The organism is Streptomyces sp. BK340 (genome assembly GCF_007827595.1).
In the GTDB taxonomy this organism is placed as follows: domain Bacteria; phylum Actinomycetota; class Actinomycetes; order Streptomycetales; family Streptomycetaceae; genus Streptomyces.
In genome coordinates this window covers 161893-179245 of record NZ_VISR01000016.1, presented here as the reverse complement: position 1 = coordinate 179245, position 17353 = coordinate 161893, and the positions used below count along the sequence as shown (strand labels likewise).

At 71.3% G+C, this 17353-nt stretch carries 17 protein-coding genes; 12 read left to right on the top strand and 5 right to left on the bottom strand.

Annotation, left to right across the window (positions count from 1 at the left end):
- Nucleotides 1-79 precede the first annotated feature (79 nt).
- Both FB157_RS26575 and nudC read left to right on the top strand, forming a co-directional pair.
- Nucleotides 80-1483 (top strand): dipeptidase, encoded by a 1404-nt coding sequence (locus tag FB157_RS26575; RefSeq protein ID WP_145883159.1) that lies wholly within the window; start codon nt 80-82, stop codon nt 1481-1483.
- Nucleotides 1484-1638: 155 nt separating this feature from the next.
- Nucleotides 1639-2583: an NAD(+) diphosphatase gene (nudC, locus tag FB157_RS26570; protein ID WP_145883158.1), complete on the top strand. Its 945-nt coding sequence runs from the start codon at nt 1639-1641 to the stop codon at nt 2581-2583.
- 113 nt (nt 2584-2696) lie between these two features.
- On the opposite strand, the gene FB157_RS26565 is transcribed toward nudC, so the two are convergent.
- Nucleotides 2697-2939 carry a mycoredoxin gene (locus tag FB157_RS26565; RefSeq protein ID WP_145883157.1) on the bottom strand — a complete coding sequence of 81 codons (243 nt, stop codon included), beginning with the start codon at nt 2937-2939 and terminating at the stop codon, nt 2697-2699.
- A 184-nt stretch (nt 2940-3123) separates the two neighbouring features.
- On the opposite strand from FB157_RS26565, the gene FB157_RS26560 reads away from it, so the two are divergent.
- The 5 genes from FB157_RS26560 (at nt 3124) to FB157_RS26540 (ending at nt 7017) form a co-directional block, all read left to right on the top strand.
- On the top strand, nt 3124-5319 hold the full coding sequence (locus tag FB157_RS26560; RefSeq protein WP_186581687.1) for an ATP-dependent DNA helicase UvrD2: 2196 nt from the start codon (nt 3124-3126) through the stop codon (nt 5317-5319).
- A gap of 164 nt (nt 5320-5483) precedes the next feature.
- Entirely contained in the window at nt 5484-5804 is a 321-nt protein-coding gene (locus FB157_RS26555; protein ID WP_145883156.1) for a hypothetical protein, read from the top strand.
- A 174-nt stretch (nt 5805-5978) separates the two neighbouring features.
- Nucleotides 5979-6347 (top strand): WhiB family transcriptional regulator, encoded by a 369-nt coding sequence (locus FB157_RS26550; protein ID WP_023546912.1) that lies wholly within the window; start codon nt 5979-5981, stop codon nt 6345-6347.
- Nucleotides 6344-6667 (top strand): hypothetical protein, encoded by a 324-nt coding sequence (locus tag FB157_RS26545; RefSeq protein ID WP_145883155.1) that lies wholly within the window; start codon nt 6344-6346, stop codon nt 6665-6667. Before FB157_RS26550 ends, FB157_RS26545 begins: the two co-directional genes overlap by 4 nt.
- Before the next feature lie 137 nt (nt 6668-6804).
- Complete coding sequence (locus FB157_RS26540; protein ID WP_145883154.1) at nt 6805-7017, top strand: hypothetical protein; 213 nt, start codon at nt 6805-6807, stop codon at nt 7015-7017.
- Nucleotides 7018-7120: 103 nt separating this feature from the next.
- Here FB157_RS26540 and FB157_RS26535 read toward each other — a convergent pair whose 3' ends face one another.
- Nucleotides 7121-8482, bottom strand: coding sequence for an AarF/ABC1/UbiB kinase family protein (locus tag FB157_RS26535; protein WP_145883153.1), 1362 nt, complete (start codon nt 8480-8482; stop codon nt 7121-7123).
- Nucleotides 8475-9689 (bottom strand): TOMM precursor leader peptide-binding protein, encoded by a 1215-nt coding sequence (locus FB157_RS26530; RefSeq protein ID WP_145883152.1) that lies wholly within the window; start codon nt 9687-9689, stop codon nt 8475-8477. The genes FB157_RS26535 and FB157_RS26530 overlap by 8 nt, the downstream gene beginning before the upstream one ends.
- A gap of 299 nt (nt 9690-9988) precedes the next feature.
- Between FB157_RS26530 and FB157_RS26525 the strand changes: the two genes are divergently transcribed.
- The 4 genes from FB157_RS26525 (at nt 9989) to FB157_RS26510 (ending at nt 13850) form a co-directional block, all read left to right on the top strand.
- A complete protein-coding gene (locus FB157_RS26525) occupies nt 9989-10585 on the top strand; it encodes a M48 family metallopeptidase (protein WP_145883151.1) in 597 nt (198 codons plus the stop codon).
- Between the two features lie 128 nt (nt 10586-10713).
- Nucleotides 10714-12384: a TerD family protein gene (locus tag FB157_RS26520; RefSeq protein ID WP_145883150.1), complete on the top strand. Its 1671-nt coding sequence runs from the start codon at nt 10714-10716 to the stop codon at nt 12382-12384.
- An 11-nt stretch (nt 12385-12395) separates the two neighbouring features.
- Nucleotides 12396-13076, top strand: coding sequence for an AIM24 family protein (locus FB157_RS26515; RefSeq protein WP_145883149.1), 681 nt, complete (start codon nt 12396-12398; stop codon nt 13074-13076).
- Between the two features lie 18 nt (nt 13077-13094).
- Nucleotides 13095-13850 carry an AIM24 family protein gene (locus FB157_RS26510; RefSeq protein WP_145883148.1) on the top strand — a complete coding sequence of 252 codons (756 nt, stop codon included), beginning with the start codon at nt 13095-13097 and terminating at the stop codon, nt 13848-13850.
- 54 nt (nt 13851-13904) lie between these two features.
- Here FB157_RS26510 and FB157_RS26505 read toward each other — a convergent pair whose 3' ends face one another.
- Both FB157_RS26505 and FB157_RS26500 read right to left on the bottom strand, forming a co-directional pair.
- Nucleotides 13905-14426 (bottom strand): NUDIX hydrolase, encoded by a 522-nt coding sequence (locus FB157_RS26505; protein WP_145883147.1) that lies wholly within the window; start codon nt 14424-14426, stop codon nt 13905-13907.
- Nucleotides 14423-15859, bottom strand: coding sequence for a zinc-dependent metalloprotease (locus FB157_RS26500; protein ID WP_145883146.1), 1437 nt, complete (start codon nt 15857-15859; stop codon nt 14423-14425). The genes FB157_RS26505 and FB157_RS26500 overlap by 4 nt, the downstream gene beginning before the upstream one ends.
- A 192-nt stretch (nt 15860-16051) precedes the next feature.
- Here FB157_RS26500 and FB157_RS26495 point away from each other — a divergent pair, with 192 nt between their 5' ends.
- Nucleotides 16052-17161: an SDR family oxidoreductase gene (locus FB157_RS26495; protein WP_145883145.1), complete on the top strand. Its 1110-nt coding sequence runs from the start codon at nt 16052-16054 to the stop codon at nt 17159-17161.
- Nucleotides 17162-17353 lie beyond the last annotated feature (192 nt).

The following is a 17353-nucleotide window of genomic DNA, read 5'->3' as shown; positions in this document are numbered from 1 at the left end:
CGCAAGAGCCACGCAAGGGATCCCCAGTGTGACGAACAGCCCCCCGAGGATGCCGGTGCGGGCCGATAGGCTCGTGAGCATGAGCCAGACCCCGGACAGCGCCGTCCGTACGTACATCGAGCAGCAGCGCACCGCCTTCCTCGACGACCTCGCGGCATGGCTGCGCATCCCCTCCGTGTCGGCCCAGCCCGACCACGCGCTCGACGTACGGGACAGCGCCGAATGGCTCGCCGCCAAGCTCGAGGAGACCGGCTTCCCGACCGCGGAGGTCTGGCCGACCCCCGGCGCCCCGGCCGTCTTCGCCGAATGGCCCTCGGGCGACCCGCAGGCGCCCACCGTCCTCGTCTACGGCCACCACGACGTCCAGCCCGCCGCCCGCGAGGACGGCTGGGACAGCGAGCCCTTCGAGCCCGTCATCCGGGACAACCGCCTCTACGCGCGCGGGGCGGCCGACGACAAGGGCCAGGTGTTCTTCCACACACTCGGCGTCCGCGCCCACCTCGCCGCCACCGGCCGCACCGCCCCCGCGGTCAACCTGAAGCTGCTGATCGAGGGCGAGGAGGAGTCCGGCTCCGAGCACTTCCGGGCCCTCGTCGAAGAACGCGCCGACCGGCTCACCGCCGACGCCGTGATCGTCTCCGACACCGGCATGTGGTCCGAGGACACCCCGACCGTCTGCACCGGCATGCGCGGCCTCGCCGAGTGCGAGATCCGGCTGTACGGCCCCGACCAGGACATCCACTCCGGTTCCTTCGGCGGCGCCGTCCCCAACCCGGCCACCGCCGCCGCCCGCCTGGTGGCCGCCCTGCACGACGAGCACGCACGCGTGGCCGTCCCCGGCTTCTACGACGGCACAGCCGAGCTGACCGACCGCGAACGCGAGCTGTTCGCCGAGCTGCCGTTCGACGAGCAGCAGTGGCTGCGCACCGCCAGGTCGCACGCCACCCACGGCGAGGCCGGACACACCACCCTGGAGCGCATCTGGGCCCGCCCGACCGTCGAGGTCAACGGCATCGGCGGCGGCTACCAAGGCCCCGGCAGCAAGACGATCATCCCTTCCTCGGCCATGGTGAAGCTGTCCTTCCGCCTGGTCGCCGGCCAGGACCCCGACCACATCGAGAAGGCGGTCCGCGCCTGGGCCCCCGAGCAGATACCCGCCGGGATCAGGCTCGAGATCAGCTTCGGCCCCGCCACGCGCCCGTGCCTGACCCCGCTCGACCACCCCGCGCTGCAGTCCGTGGTCCGCGCCATGGGCCGTGCCTTCCAGAGCCCGGTCCGCTACACCCGCGAGGGCGGCTCCGGACCCGCCGCCGACCTCCAGGAGGTCCTCGGCGCTCCCGTCCTCTTCCTGGGCATCTCCGTCCCCTCCGACGGCTGGCACGCCCCCAACGAGAAGGTCGAACTCGACCTCCTCCTCAAGGGCGTCGAAACCAGCGCCTACCTGTGGGGCGACCTCGCCGAGAACTGGCGTCACGAACCCTGACGGACAGGCGCCGTACGGGACGGCATCGCGTGCGGGGCACACTGGAAGGACCGCCCGCACACCCCACCCGAACCCGCCCCGGTGCCCTCCCGGCCCGTGCCCACCCGAACCGCCCGCCGAAGCGAACCTTTCCACTGGGGGAGTTGGAAGCACCTGTGACCACCTGGACCGACCACATCGCCGACCGACCCATCTCGCTGACCGCCCCGAGCGGCATCGACCGCGCCGCCCACCACCGGCTCGACGAGGCCTGGCTCGCAGCGGCATGGAGCCACCCCACCACCCGCTGCTTCGTGGTCTCCGGCGGCCAGGTACTCATCGACGAGACGCCCGACGGCCGGACCGAACTCGTCATGACCCCCTCCTTCGAGGCACCCCTCACCGAGGCCCACCGCTACTTCCTCGGCATCGACGAGGACGGCGTCAGCTACTTCGCCCTCCAGAAGGACGCGCTGCCCGGCCGCATCGACCAGTCCGCCCGCCCGGCGGGCCTGCGCGAGGCCGGACTCCTGCTCTCACCGCGGGACACAGGCCTCATGGTGCACGCGGTCGGCCTGGAGAACTGGCAGCGCACCCACCGCTTCTGCTCCCGCTGCGGCGAGCGCACGGTCATCGCCGCGGCCGGCCACATCCGCCGCTGCCAGGCCTGCGGCGCCGAGCACTACCCGCGCACCGACCCCGCCGTGATCATGGCCGTCACCGACGAGGAGGACCGGATCCTGCTCGGCCGCCAGGTCCACTGGCCCGAGGGCCGCTTCTCCACGCTCGCCGGATTCGTCGAGCCCGGCGAGTCCATCGAGCAGTCGGTACGCCGCGAGGTCTTCGAGGAGGTCGGCGTCACCGTCGGCCAGGTCGAGTACGTGGCCAGCCAGCCCTGGCCCTTCCCGTCCAGCCTCATGCTCGGCTTCATGGCCCGCGCCACCTCCACCGACATCGACGTCGACGGCGACGAGATCCACGAGGCCCGCTGGTTCTCCCGCGAGGAACTCCACGCGGCCTTCGAATCGGGAGAGGTGCTGCCCCCGTACGGCATCTCCATCGCCGCCCGCCTGATCGAGATGTGGTACGGCAAGCCGCTGCCGACGAGAAGCTTCATCTGAGACCACAGGCACGCGCTCCTACGGGACCCTCCTGTGGGACTGGACACAGAAAGGCGGCTCCGGAGGCACCACAGCCTCAGGAGCCGCCTTTCCCACAGGCCCGGAGCGGCCTGCTACGCGGCGAGCTTCTGCTTCACCTGCGCCAGCGACGGGTTCGTCAGCGTGGAGCCGTCACCGAAGAGCACGGTCGGGACCGTCTGGTTTCCGCCATTCGCCTTCTCCACGAAAGCGGCGGACGCCGGGTCCTGCTCGATGTTGATCTCGGTGTAGGCGATGCCCTCGCGGTCCAGCTGCTTCTTCAGCCGCTGGCAGTAGCCGCACCAAGTCGTGCTGTACATCGTCACAGTGCCCTGCATATCTCTCGCGCTCCTCAGGCAGCTCGGGGAAGGTCGTGCAGGAGCACAACGTAAAGGACGGGGGACCGCATTCCCGCCCGGGGTATCCGGCCCGGCTGTGACACCTGCCGCATTAGTACGACCGCAAGGGCCCGCCTGTGGACAACCGGCGCAGCAGTCCCGGACGACCTGGCAGCATTGCCGTGTGACAGCAGCAACGCACTCCACCCTCTTCCCGCAGACACCGGACTCGGCCGACGCGGTGCTCGAAGGGCTCGACCCCGAGCAGCGCGAGGTGGCCACCGCCCTGCACGGCCCGGTGTGCGTCCTGGCCGGAGCGGGCACGGGCAAGACCCGGGCGATCACCCACCGCATCGCCTACGGAGTCCGCGCCGGAATCCTCCAGCCCTCCAGCGTGCTCGCCGTCACCTTCACCAACCGCGCCGCGGGCGAGATGCGCGGCCGCCTCCGCCAGCTCGGCGCCCACGGCGTCCAGGCCCGCACCTTCCACTCCGCCGCACTGCGCCAGCTCCAGTACTTCTGGCCGAAAGCAATCGGCGGCTCCATGCCCCGGCTCGTCGACCGCAAGATCCAACTCGTCGCCGACGCGGCCGCCGCCTGCAAGCTCCGCCTGGACCGCGGCGAGCTGCGGGACGCCACCGCCGAGATCGAATGGTGCAAGGTCACTCAGACCGTCCCTGCCGACTATCCGTACGCGGCAGCAAAGGCAGGCCGCGACACCCCACGCGACCCCGCCGAGATCTCCCACCTCTACGCGGCCTACGAGGACCTCAAGCGCGACCGCGCGGTCATCGACTTCGAAGACGTCCTGCTGCTCACCGTCGCCATCCTCCAGGACCGGCACGACATCGCCGAACAGATCCGCACCCAGTACCAGCACTTCGTCGTCGACGAGTACCAGGACGTCAGCCCCCTCCAGCAGCGCCTCCTGGAACTCTGGCTCGGCAACCGCGACACCCTGTGCGTCGTCGGCGACGCCAGCCAGACGATCTACTCGTTCACGGGAGCAACACCCGACCACCTCCTCGACTTCCGCGTCCGCCACCCCGGCGCCACCGTCGTCAAGCTCGTCCGTGACTACCGCTCCACTCCCCAGGTCGTCCACCTCGCCAACGGACTGCTCACCCAGGCCAGCGGCCGCGCCGCGGACCACCGGCTGGAACTCGTCTCCCAACGCCCCCCGGGCCCCGACCCCGTCTACACCGAGTACACCGACGAGCCCGCCGAGGCCGAAGGCGCCGCCCGCCGCATCCGCGAACTCATCGACGCCGGCATCCCCGCCGCCGAGATCGCCGTCCTCTTCCGCACCAACTCCCAGTCCGAGACCTATGAACAGGCCCTCGCCGACGCCGGAGTCCCCTACCAGCTCCGCGGCGCCGAACGATTCTTCGACCGCCCCGAGGTGCGCAAGGCAGGCGTCGCCCTGCGCGGCGCCGCCCGCTTCGGCGGCAACGACTCCCTGCTCGACGACGCCGTCGACCTGCCCTCCCAGGTACGCGCCGTCCTCTCCGGAGAAGGCTGGACCAGCAACCCCCCCGCCGGCTCCGGAGCCGCCAGAGAACGCTGGGAATCACTCGCCGCGCTCGTCAACCTCGCCCACGACTTCACCGCCGCCCACCCCAAGGCCACCCTCGGCGACTTCGTGGCGGAACTCGACGAGCGGGCGAACGCCCAGCACGCCCCTACCGTCCAGGGCGTCACCCTGGCCTCCCTGCATGCGGCCAAGGGCCTGGAATGGGACGTCGTCTTCCTGGTCGGCATCGCCGAGGGCATGGTGCCGATCACCTACGCCAAGACGGACGAACAGATCGAAGAAGAGCGCCGCCTCCTCTATGTCGGCGTCACCCGCGCCAGAGAACGGCTCCACCTCTCCTGGTCCCTGTCCCGCTCACCCGGCGGCCGCCCCAACCGAAGGCCCAGCCACTTCCTCGACGGCCTGCGCCCCGGCTCCACCGCCACCGTCGGCCGCACCGGCACGGGAGCCGGCGGAGGCATCGAACGCGGCACCCTCACCGAGGTCCCGGCCGTCCCCCGCCGCACCCAACGCACCCCGGCCCGCTGCCGCGTCTGCGGCCGCACCCTCACCGACGCCGGCGAGATGAAACTGATGCGCTGCGAGGACTGCCCCTCCGACATGGACGAAGCCCTCTACGAGCGACTGCGCGCCTGGCGCTCCGTCCAGGCCCGCAGCAGCGGCCAGCCCGACTTCTGCGTCTTCACCGACCGGACCCTGATGGCCATCGCCGAGGCACGGCCCGACAGCCCGGCCGAACTGTCCCGCATCCCCGGCGTCCTCAGCCGCAAGCTGCAGCGCTACGGAACCGAAGTTCTGGCCATCTGCGCAGGTCAAGAAGGCGGAGAAGGCGACGAGGACGACTGATACGAACTCGTCGAAAAAATAGTTTGCGCATGCCCCAGCAATCCCCATAGGTTCTAGGCACGGAAACGGCGGCCTTCTCGAAGGCCCTGATCCCGTGATGTACTTGCATATCCGAACGGACTGGCTCACCCCAGTCCCCAAGACGCCGAGAGGAGGCGAGTCCAGTGATCAGCATCAACACCAGCTTCATCAGCACGGCCAAACTGACCGATCGCTCGACCGTCTCCACGTGCATGCTCGGCGCCTCGAACCAGGGCACCGGTCTGTCCGGCATCCGTGCCGACCGTCCGGCGTCCTCCCTGTCTCTCGCGGGTCTTCCCATCCGTGAGCGCAATGAGCGACCGACCAAGGCACTGGAAGCGGTAGTGGCACGGGCGCATGCCTATGCCTTCGCGGCAGCCGGTGCCGGATTCCGGAAGCAGACGACGCAGCACCACCTGATGTGGGCCTTCCGTGGGCCAGAACCCTGGAGTGATCCAGCCTGATCGTCGATCAGGCCGGCGCCTTCAGGGCCGCGGAACCCCACCCGGGATCCGCGGCCCTTCTGTTTGCCCCGAACGGGGACGACAGAGCGAAGGGGCCTCGGGACAAGGAAAGAACCCGGTACCACGCCGACACCCGGTCAACCGGCCGGAACGACCAGACGAGGAAAACCAACCGTGCAACTCGAAGCGCACGCCCCGTCCGTACCGCCTTCACAAACGATCCCCCCGCCCGGTCTCACGGAGGACTCCACCTTGACCCCCCTCACCGCGCTCACCGCGCTCGACGACGCCATCGAGAACCTCGGCGTACCCGTCCCCTGCCGCTCCTACGACCCGGAGGTCTTCTTCGCCGAGTCGCCGGCCGACGTCGAGTACGCCAAGTCCCTCTGCCGCACCTGCCCGCTGATCGAGGCCTGCCTCGCCGGCGCCAAGGAGCGGCGTGAGCCCTGGGGCGTCTGGGGTGGCGAGCTGTTCGTCCAGGGCGTCGTCGTCGCCCGCAAGCGGCCCCGTGGCCGCCCGCGCAAGAACCCGGTCACGGCATGAACACCGCAGGAACGATCGATCGCCCCCTCACGCACGACCCCAAGAAGCAGGCCCCGATGAAGCCGTCCACCAGCGAGCCCACCGGCTCCGCGACCCCAGACTTCACCATGAACGGCGCGACCGGCTCGCGTCAGAACAGGACCCGAGAGATGCAACTCATCCCAGAAGCCCTGGCCCGTGCGCATATGCATGAGCGCCTGCACGACGCCGAGCGGGAACGTCAGGCCCTGAGCCTGGTCACCGCCCGACGGATGCAGCGCCGGGCGGAACGCGCCTCGATGCGCGCCCGCCGTGCGCTCGCCATGGCCGTCATGCAGTAACCCGGCACACTCGAAGCGGTGGCCTCCCGGCACAGGGAGGCGAAGCCTTCCCCGCGGGGGCCGGTCCGACCGAACGGACCGGCCCCCGCGGTGCGTTGTGCACGGCGATCCACCGGTCGGAGAGTTATCGTCGGCACGTGACGAGCCCTTCCGGAGGAAGTGATCAGGGCGGCTCCACCACGGAGCCCCGCCCCCTCGTGTGCGCCCGCTGCGGCACCCCCGCCGGCGGCCCCCAGCCGACCACCTGGACCTGCTCCGTGGAGAACGGCATCCGTCAGTACTTCTGCGACGTCTGCTCCCGGGAGAACCTACGAGCGATCGAGGGGCGGCTGGACTCGTCCTGGTGGTGAGAACGCTTCTCCGGGGGCCCTCCCCCCGCCCCACCCCTCCCCACCCCCCACCAACACCGTGGCAGCCGGGCAGCCCAGCAGCCCGGCGGCTCAGCAGCCCCGGTCACGCCTCCGCGGCCGGTTCCTCCTCTGCCGGTTCGTCCTCGAGCACGAACCCGGGCAGCCATTCCTCCAGTTCGTCCCGCAGTCGTACCGTGGCCCCCAGTTGGCAGAGCACGCCGATGGTGCTCAGCGTCACCCGGTGTATCAGCAGATAGGCCGGCGGCAGGTTGAGCTGCTTGCCCAGCTGGTAGGCGGGGGAGCGGGGGTCGGCGATACGGGCGGCCTGGCTGCGCATCCATGAGCGGGTGAAGGTGAACGCCTCGGCCCGGGCGGGCTCGATGATCGGGAGCAGGTAGTCGAGGACCGCGTCGGGGTCCAGTTCTATGGACTCCTTGACGAACCCTTCCGCGCACAGCAGCTCGTAGACGGTTTCCGCCTCGTCGTCCAAGGTCATCCGCAGCGAGATGCCGATCGGTGTCGGCAGGCCGCCCGGGAGCCGGTCGACCGTGCCGAAGTCCAGGACGCCCAGGCGCCAGTCGTCGTCGCCGTCGGGCAGCAGACGGAAGTTGCCGGGATGCGGATCGGCGTGCAGCAGACCGGTGCGGGCCGGTCCGGAGAAGAGGAAGCGGGCCAGGAGCTGCCCGGCGCGGTCGCGCTGCTCCTCGGTGCCGTCCGTGATGATCTCCGACAGCGGGATCCCGTCGATCCACTCCGTGACCAGGATCTGATCGCACTGGTGCACCACGGCCGGGACCACCACGTCGGGGTCGTCCGCGAACTCCTGCGCGTGGGCGTCCTGGGCCTGGGCCTCCAGCGCGTAGTCCAGCTCCTCGGAGACACGGTCCCGCATCTCCGCGATCAACGGTTTGATGTCCATGCCGGGGATGAGCGGGCCCAACAGCCGTGCGAAACGGCTGAGTTGGCTCAGGTCGGACAGCAGGGCCTCGCCCGCGCCCGGGTACTGCACCTTGACCGCCACCTCACGGCCGTCGTGCCACACCGCCCGGTGCACCTGGCCGATGGAGGCCGCGGCCGCCGGCTTCTCCTCGAACTCCAGGAACAGGTCCCGCCAGTCCTCTCCCAGCCGCTCCTCCAGCACCGCGTGCACCGTGCGGGTCGGCATCGGCGGGGCCGCGTCCTGGAGCTTGGTCAGTGCCGCGCGGTAGGGGCCGGCGACCTCCTCCGGGAGGGCGGACTCGAAGACGGACAGCGCCTGCCCGAACTTCATGGCTCCGCCCTTCAGCTCGCCGAGGACTTTGAACAGCTGCTCCGCGGTGCGCTGTTGCAGCTCCCGGCCGACGATCTCCGCGGACTCGCCCACGATCCGCTTGCCCAGCCCCCAGGTCGCCCGGCCTGCGAAGCCGAGCGGGAGCGCGGCGAGCTTGGCGGTACGGGTGACCGCCTTCCGGGGAAGATCAGACATGCGCCCTCCAAGTCCCAGTCGGCCGCGCCGGGCCTGCCTCGCGTCGTCGCTCCGTCGGCGGCCGTTGCACCGCCATTGTCTCGCGTGGCTCCCCGTCGGTTGAGGAGTGCTCCCCATTTCCTCTCTCCGCGGTCCCGCACCCGCATGCGGGGTGCGGCCGCACCGGCCGGGAGCGCCAGTTCAGACCGGGCAGGGAGGCCTCCCAGCGGGTGCCGGTGCTGGACGGTGTCTCCCCGTCGAGGAAGGCGAGGGCGTGTGCGGCGGCCAGTCCCGCGACCGTGGTGGCGAGTGCCAGGTCGCAGGCGCCCACGCGGCGGGCCTTTCCGGAGCGCCACTGGGCGACCAGGCGGGGCCAGGCGGGGTCCCGGTCCGTGCGGTCCTGGTGCAGACAGCCGGCGCAGCTGGTCTCGCCGGGCAGGACGAGCGGTCCGACGATCCCGGTGCCTTCCACGACGCCTGCGTACAGGTGGGGTGTTCCGGAGGTCATGAGGGGTTCGGCGGTGAACGGGTCCGGTGTGTGCACGGCGACGTCGTCCCTGGGGGCGAGGATCACCAGGGAGAGTCCGGGGTCCTCCGTGCCGCAGCGGCTGGAGCGGGTACGGCGTGGCGGGCGGTCGGGGGCGGCGCGGCGGACGGCTGCCCGTGCCGCTTCGTCCCGGCGTTCGCGAAGGGAGTCGGCGGGCAGCCCGCCCGGGGCCACGTCCCACGGTTCCACGCGTCCCACGTCGCGTACGTCGACCTCGCCGACGCCGGCCCCGGACAGTACCGAGGCCAGTACGGCGCCGACCCGTCCCGCGCCTCGTACCTGCACGCGCAGGGAGCGGCGGGCCGCGAGCCGGCCGAGGGCGCCGCCGGGTTCGGGGGCGGTCAGGGAGAGGGAGGCGAGGTCGGGGCGGAGCCGCTCCAGGACGTCCGTCTTCTCGCGCAGGGTGTCCGCGGCGGGTCCGCCGCCGCGTGTGTCGTCGAGCAGTCCGGCCCGGGCCAGCCGGTCGAGGAGCGCGTCGACGTGGCCGTCCTGCAGGTCCATGCGCCGGCCCTCCTCGCGCAGCAGGGGGAGGGCGCGGGTGCCGTTGAGCAGTTCCAGGAAGCTGCCCGTGGCCGTGTCCATCGGTCCGAGTGTCATCGCGTGCGCCGGGGTCATACCGAACTGCACGGTGTTGAGGTCGCGCCAGCCGCGTCGCAGCGCGGGTTTCACCATCGGATGCATCACAGGTCCCCCGTATTCCGTGAACTGCCCTGAAATGTTCCTTGAGTCCATGGGTGTCCATGACCTTCGTGGACATCCGTGTTGTCGGTGAAGCCGGTCATGCTCCGTCGACGCCTGCCAGCATGCCGGGTCGGGCTGACGGGCGGCGGGCGTTGTCCACAGGCGGGGGATGATCGTCGTACGAACGGGGTGCACCAGTCGGGCATATCGGTCGTACAAATCAAACGCATGGTGGGGCATCGGCATCGAACCGTTCCGGAGCCGGGACTTCGGTGCTGTCCAGCGGGTAACGTCGGGGCGTGCCCGCCGACCCCCTGCACCGCGCCGGAAAGCCACAGCGCAGCACGACGAGCCAGCCGCCGAGCGGCTCGGGGGCGAGCGCGATCGAGGTCCGCAGGAGTACCCGGCGCCGCCGCACGGTCTCCGCGTACCGCGAGGGCGATCGCACCGTCGTACTGATCCCCGCCCGGATGTCCGAGGCGGAGGAGCAGCGCTGGGTGACCGTCATGCTCGACAAACTGGCCGCCCAGGAGAGCAAACGGGTGCTGGGCGACGCGGAGCTGACCGAGCGCGCCGAGCGGCTGTCGGACCAGTACTTCGACGGCCGGGCGCGCCCCGCCTCCGTGCGCTGGGTCACCAACCAGAACACCCGGTGGGGTTCGTGCACGCCGGCCGAGGGCAGCATCCGGCTCTCGCACCGGCTGCAGGGGATGCCGGAGTACGTCGTCGACTACGTGCTGTGCCACGAGCTGGCGCATCTGCTGGTGCCTGGTCACGGGCCGGACTTCTGGCGGCTGCTGGAGTCCTACCCGCGCACCGAGCGGGCTCGCGGCTACCTCGAAGGGGTGGTGGCGGCCGAGCGGCTGCCACATGGGCCCGGCGCGCGCGGGGAGTGAACGGGCGCCGTGGATCCGTCCACGGGCGCGGTTGTGTACCGGGTCTGTACCGGCTGCGTCCGATGTCGGGGTTTGCCGTTAGCCTGGCGCGACGCACTCACATTCGGGATGGGGGACGGTCGTAACGCATGGCCAGGGAATTCCAACGCGGCCACAAGGCCAGGATCAGTGACCTCACGGCGGGCACGGATCTGTACGTAGGCGTGCAGATCTCCGCCCCCGGACTGACCTTCGACATCAGCTGCTTCGGTCTGGACGCCGACGAGCGTCTCTCGGACGACCGGTACTTCGTCTTCTTCAACCAGCCGAAGTCCCCGGAGGAGTCCATTCAGCTGCTGGGTACCCAGTCGGGTGACACGGAGTCGTTCCGGGTCACCCTGGACCGGATCCCCTCCCAGATCCGCAAGCTGTCCTTCACGGCGACCATCGACGGTGCCGGGCAGATGTCGCAGATCGATCCCGGATACGTGCGCATCGTGGCCGGCGGCGAGGAGGTCGCGCGGTACTCCTTCAGCGGCTCGGAGTTCTCCACCGAGCGGGCCGTGATGCTCGGTGACTTCTACTTCAAGGACGTGTGGCGGTTCGCCGCGGTCGGCCAGGGCTTCGACGGCGGCCTGGAGGCGCTGCTGAAGAACTTCGGCGGCGAAGTGCTGGAGGAGGAGGCGCCCGCCGCCCCGCAGCAGCCGCAGTCCGGCGCCGCCCCCGGCTTCGCCCCGCCCGCACAGGCCGGCCCGACGCCCGCGTTCGGCGCCCCGGCGCCCGCCCCTGCTCCGGCACCCGCTCCGCAGGGCTTCGCGCCGCCGAGCGCGACTCCGCCCCCGGCCCCGGCCCCGGCCCCGGCACCCGCGCCGAACGTGCACGCGGCGCCGACGATCATCGCCCCCCTGACCCCGCCCGCCGGCGGCACGGTCCATCCGCCGGCCCCGGCGCCCGCGCCCTACGGCCAGCCGCCGCAGCAGCCGTCGTACGGCGGCCAGCCCGGCGCGCCGATGCCTCCGGGCTACGGCCAGCAGCCCTCCTACGGCGGTCAGCCGGGTGCGCCCATGCCTCCGGGCTACGGCCAGCAGCCGCCCTACGGCCAGGTCCCGGGTCAGCAGACCACTCCCTACGGAGTGCCGCAGGGCGCTCCCCAGGGTGGTGCCGGTGTCACGGCCGCGCTCCAGGCGTTCAAGGAGACGCCCACCGGGCAGCGCTGGACACAGCAGAACAAGAAGCTGATCCGTGTCGACCTCGGCATCGGCGGGCAGCCCGTGCTGGCCCGGCAGGGCAGCATGGTGCTCTACCAGGGCAAGGTCGACTTCAGCTACAAGGGCGCCGGGTTCGCCGGGCGGCTCGTGGGCAACGCGACCGGCCAGGAGATGCAGCTGATGCGCTGCACCGGCAACGGCCAGGTGTTCCTCGCCGAGAACTCCACCCACCTGCACCCCATCGAGCTGCAGGGCGACGCGATCTGCGTGTCCGCGGAGAACGTCCTCGCCTTCGACGAGAGCCTCCAGCACGAGGTCCGTCGCATCGAGGGCCACGGCATCCCGGGTGGCGCGCTGTTCACCATGCAGTTCCAGGGCACCGGCACCATCGTCGTCAAGACGCACGGCACGCCCGTCGTGCTGCCCGTGACGCCCACGACCTTCGCCGACTGCAACGCGGTCGTCGCCTGGTCGGCGGCCTCCCAGGTGATCGTCTCCAGCCAGGTCCGGATGCGCCGCAACGCCTACCCGGGCGACACCGGTGAGAGCGTCAACCTGCAGTTCCGGGGTGCGCCCGGCAACTTCATCGTCGTCCAGCCGTACGAGGTCTGAGGGAGCCCGTCATGAACCAGCCGCTCGCGGGCTACGCCCCCGCACCCGTCACCGCCCGTATGGAGAACCACGGCGACCACATGCTGAAGGTCGCCCTGCAGACCGGGAACGACCTCCTCGCGCGCGTGGGGTCGATGGTCGCCTACGAAGGCTTCATCCAGTACGAGCCCAACCCGCCGGCCGTGCGCCAGATCGCCCGCGACTGGATCACCGGCGAAGGCGCGCCGCTGATGAAGTGCTCCGGCGACGGACTGCTCTACCTCGCCGACTACGGCGCCAACGTCGTCGTGATCAACCTCAACGGCGACGGCATCTCCGTCAACGCCACCAACCTGCTCGCCTTCGACGCCCACCTCGACTGGGGCGTGGAGCGCGTCAAGGGGCTCGCCAAGTTCGCCGGACAGGGCCTGTGGAACACGAGGATCTCCGGGCAGGGCTGGGTCGCGCTGACCTCCCGGGGCAAGCCGATCGTCGTCGACTGCGGCGGCGGCGAGGACGAGACGTACGTCGACCCCGACGCGCTCGTCGCCTGGTCCCCGAACCTGAAGGTGAAGGGCAAGCGCAGCTTCAAGGCCCAGTCACTGATCGGCCGCGGCAGCGGTGAGGCCTACCAGATGGCCTTCTCCGGCCAGGGCATCGTCGTCGTCCAGCCCAGCGAGGACAGCACCGACCGCCTCCGGTTCCGGGGCTGAGGGGGAGCCAGAAACATCATGCAGAGCCCGCTTTTCGCGTACAACGACTCCCAGACTCAGGAGCGTTGGAGCCTGCAGAACAAGCAGATGCTCCGGGTCACCCTCGAGGGTCACGACGACCTCCTCGCCCGCAAGGGCACCATGGTCGCCTACCAGGGACTCGTCGAGTTCGATGCCGAGTACCGCAGCAACAGCCAGGCACGCGCGCGTGCGTACACCGGCGAGGGCCTGGACCTGATGCGCTGCCACGGGCAGGGCACGGTCTACCTCGCCAACCTCGCCCAGCATGTGCACGTCATGGAGGTCGAGCAGGACGGCCTGACGGTCGACAGCAGCTACGTCCTCGCCATGGACTCCTCGCTGCACCACGAGGTCATCGCCGTCGACAGCCTCTACGGCATCTCCGGGTCCGGGAAGTACCAGCTGAACATCACCGGGCGCGGCAAGGTGGCCCTGATGACCTCGGGCGCGCCGCTGCTGATGCAGGTCACGCCCGACAAGTACGTCAACTGCGACGCGGACGCGATCGTCGCCTGGTCCACCGGGCTGCGGGTGCAGATGCAGGCCCAGACGCACTCCTCGGGAGTGTGGCGGCGGCGTGGGAACACCGGTGAGGGCTGGGAGCTGAGCTTCATGGGCTCCGGGTTCGCGCTCGTGCAGCCCAGCGAGCTGCTGCCGCCGCAGAACGCGCAGATCGGCCAGGGTCTCGCCGCGCAGTTCGGCATGGGGCAGCAGGGGGCGCGCGGCCAGAACCAGGGCAACGTCTGGAGCTGACCGTCCGGAAAACAGACGTAAGGGGCGACCGCCGTGGCGGTCGCCCCTTACCTGTCAGAGCCTGGCGCGGGTCGCGTCCAGCAGGCGTACGACCGACTCGTCCGCCACGTCCGCCACCTCGCCGTAGGCGAACCAGCGCACGTCCAGCGACTCGTCGCTGACCGCGTGCTCGGCGTCGCCCGGGGCCAGCGCCGCGTACTGCACGTCGAAGTGCCAGTGGCACGGCGGCGGGATCGGATGCCGGTCCAGGCGCACCGGACCGCCGGACAGCAGCGTCAGTCCCGCGATGCCGGACTCCTCGGTCGCCTCACGCAGGGCCGCCGCGGCCAGCGAGGCGTCACCCGGCTCGCAGTGGCCGCCCATCTGCAGCCACATCCGCAGCTTCCGGTGCAGCGTGAGCAGTACCCGGCCGTGCTCGGGGTCGATCACCAGCGCGCTCGCTGTGATGTGGCCCGCGTGGCAGGCCTTCCACATGCCGTCCGGATGGGTCGCCAGATGGTCCAGGTAGGCCTGGCGCAGTTCTCCCTGGCCCTCGTACCCCTTGAGGACGAGGGCCGCGTCGTCGTGCAGGCTCACTCGGTGCCGTCGCCCTTGTCCTCGTCGTCCTTCTTCGGGTTCGGCTTCTCGCCGTGGCCGCTCGCCGCCTCGCCGAGCATCTTGTCCAGCTCGGAGAAGTCCAGCTGCTCGCGGTGCACGAAGCCGTCCGGGTCGTCCAGGTCGGAGGCCGTCGGCAGCATGTCCGGGTGGGCCCACAGGGCGTCCCGGCCGTCGACCCCGCGCGCGTCCGTGAGCGAGGCCCACAGGCGGGAGGCGTCGCGCAGCCGGCGCGGGCGCAGCTCCAGGCCGATCAGCGTGGCGAACGTCTGCTCCGCCGGACCGCCGGTGGCCCGGCGCCGGCGCAGGGTCTCACGGAGGGCGTCGGCGGACGCCAGACGCGGCTTCGCGGCCGCGTGGACCACCGCGTCCACCCAGCCCTCGACGAGCGCCAGAGCCGTCTCCAGACGGGCCAGGGCCGCCTTCTGCTCGGGCGTGTCCTCCGGCTGGAACATGCCCTGCTGGAGAGCGTCCTGCAGCTGCTCGGGGTTCTGCGGGTCGAACTGGCCGACCACGTCCTCCAGCTTGGCCGTGTCGACCTTGATCCCGCGCGCGTACCCGTCGACCGCGCCGAACAGGTGCGAGCGCAGCCACGGCACGTGCGAGAACAGGCGCTGGTGCGCGGCCTCGCGCAGGGCCAGGTAGAGCCGGACCTCCTCCTGCGGCACGCCGAGGTCCTTGCCGAAGGCCTCCACGTTGGCCGGGAGCAGCGCGGCCTTGCCGGCCGGGCTCAGAGGGAGGCCGATGTCGGTCGAACCGACGACCTCGCCGGCGAGCACGCCCACGGCCTGCCCGATCTGCGTGCCGAACATGGCACCGCCCATCGAGCGCATCATGCCGATCAGCGGGCCCGCCATGGCCTGCATCTCCTCCGGCAGGACGTCGCCCATGGCCGCGCCGACCCGCTCGGCGACCGGGTCGACCAGCTCCTGCCACGCGGGCAGGGTCGCCTCGACCCACTCCGCGCGGGACCAGGCCACCGCAGAGGCGGCACCCGACGGCAGGGACGTCGCGTCGTCCAGCCACAGGTCGGCCAGGCGGACGGCCTCCTCGACCGCGGTGCGCTCGGCGGCGCCGACGCTCGCGTCCTTGACGCCGTCCGGGGTGCCCTGGGAGACCGTCTGGCGGGCGATCTGCTTGGCCATGTCCCAGTTCACCGGGCCGCCCTCGTAGGAGAGCATCTGGCCCAGCTGCTGGAACGCGGCACCCAGGTCGGTGGGGTTCAGGGAACCGAACATCGCTGCGAGCGGATTGTCGGCGCCGGGGCCGCCAAAGCCTCCGGCTCCCGGCAGCCCGAAACCGAACGGGTTGCCCGGTCCCTGCTCACCACCGCTCTGCTGGTCCTTCTTCTTGCCCTCGTCGCCGTCTTCCGGCTCCTCCGGCGGAAGGCCGAATCCGAATGGGGTGTCACTCACGGGGTTCCTCGGCTGGTAAGGCCGCCGGTGATTCTCCGGCGGCGCGGCTGCCCGACATCACCACCCAGCGTAGACACCCGGACCCGATCGGGCCTCGGTGCTTCGTCCACAGAAGGCCTGCGGCAGGATGGATGCACCTGGTACGGCCGCGTCAGTCGCGCCCGTACCGAAGACAACCTCTGGAGACGCCAGGTGAGTTCCCCAGATCCGCAGGTTCGCGCAGCGCGAAACCCCTCAACCCCGCCCGCCGTGCGCGGACCCGTCGTCGCGGTCACCGGTGCCGCCGACGGGGTGGGAGCCCTGCTCACCGAGCGGCTCGCCGCGTCCGAGGAGATCAAGCAGGTCATCGCCATCGACGAGCGGCGCGGGGAGTGCGAGGCCGCACAGTGGCACATCCTCGACGTGCGCGACCCGTCGATCGCCGACAAGCTGCGCGGCGCGGACGTGGTGGTGCACCTCGCGCTCGACCTGGACCTCGGGAGCGACCCGGCCGCCCGCACCGCCTACAACGTCCGGGGGACACAGACCGTGCTGACCGCGGCCGCGGCGGCCGGGGTGCACCGGGTGGTGCTGTGCACGTCCGCGATGGTCTACGGGGCGCTGCCGGACAACGAGCTACCGCTTTCGGAGGACGCCGAGCTGCGGGCCACGGCCGAGGCCACCGGGGTCGGGGACCTGCTGGAGATCGAGCGGCTGGCGCGGCGCGCGCCGCGGGCGCATCCGGGGCTGAACGTGACCGTGGTCCGGCCCGCCGTGCTGGTCGGGGGCACGGACACCGCGCTGACCAGGTACTTCGAGTCGCCTCGACTGCTGGTCGTCGCCGGGTCGCGGCCCGCGTGGCAGTTCTGTCACGTCGAGGATCTGTGCAGCGCTCTGGAGTACGCCGTCCTGGAGAAGGTCGACGGGGAACTGGCGGTCGGCTGTGACGGGTGGCTGGAGCAGGAGGAGGTGGAGGAGCTGAGCGGGATCCGGCGGATGGAGCTGCCGTCGGCCGTCGCGCTCGGCGCTGCGGCCCGGCTGCACCGGATCGGGCTCACTCCCTCTCCGGCGGGGGACCTGGCGTACACGATGTATCCCTGGGTGGTCAGCGGGAGCCGGCTGCACGATGCCGGGTGGCGGCCGGGGTGGACCAACGAGGAAGTGCTCGCGGAGCTGCTGGGGGAGGTCTCCGGGCGGCATACGGTCGCGGGGCGCCGGCTGGGGCGGAAGGACGCGACGGCTGCGGGCGCGGCGGGTGCGACGGTGGCCCTGCTGGGCGCCGCCGCTGTGGTCCGGCGGGCTCGGAAGGCCCGGCGGCGGTGAGGCGTGGGGGCTTTGCCCCTTGACCTCCGCCAGGGGGGCTCCCGCCCCTGGAGCCCCGGCCTGTGCCCGCCCAGCACCCGCCTCGGTGGGCCGACGAGCGGCCGTGGCCCTGCCCCGGTGGGCCGGCAGCCCCTGTAGAAGGCTCCAAGGCGGCACGCGCGTGTGCCTGGTGAAAGTCGTATTCCTCGTCGT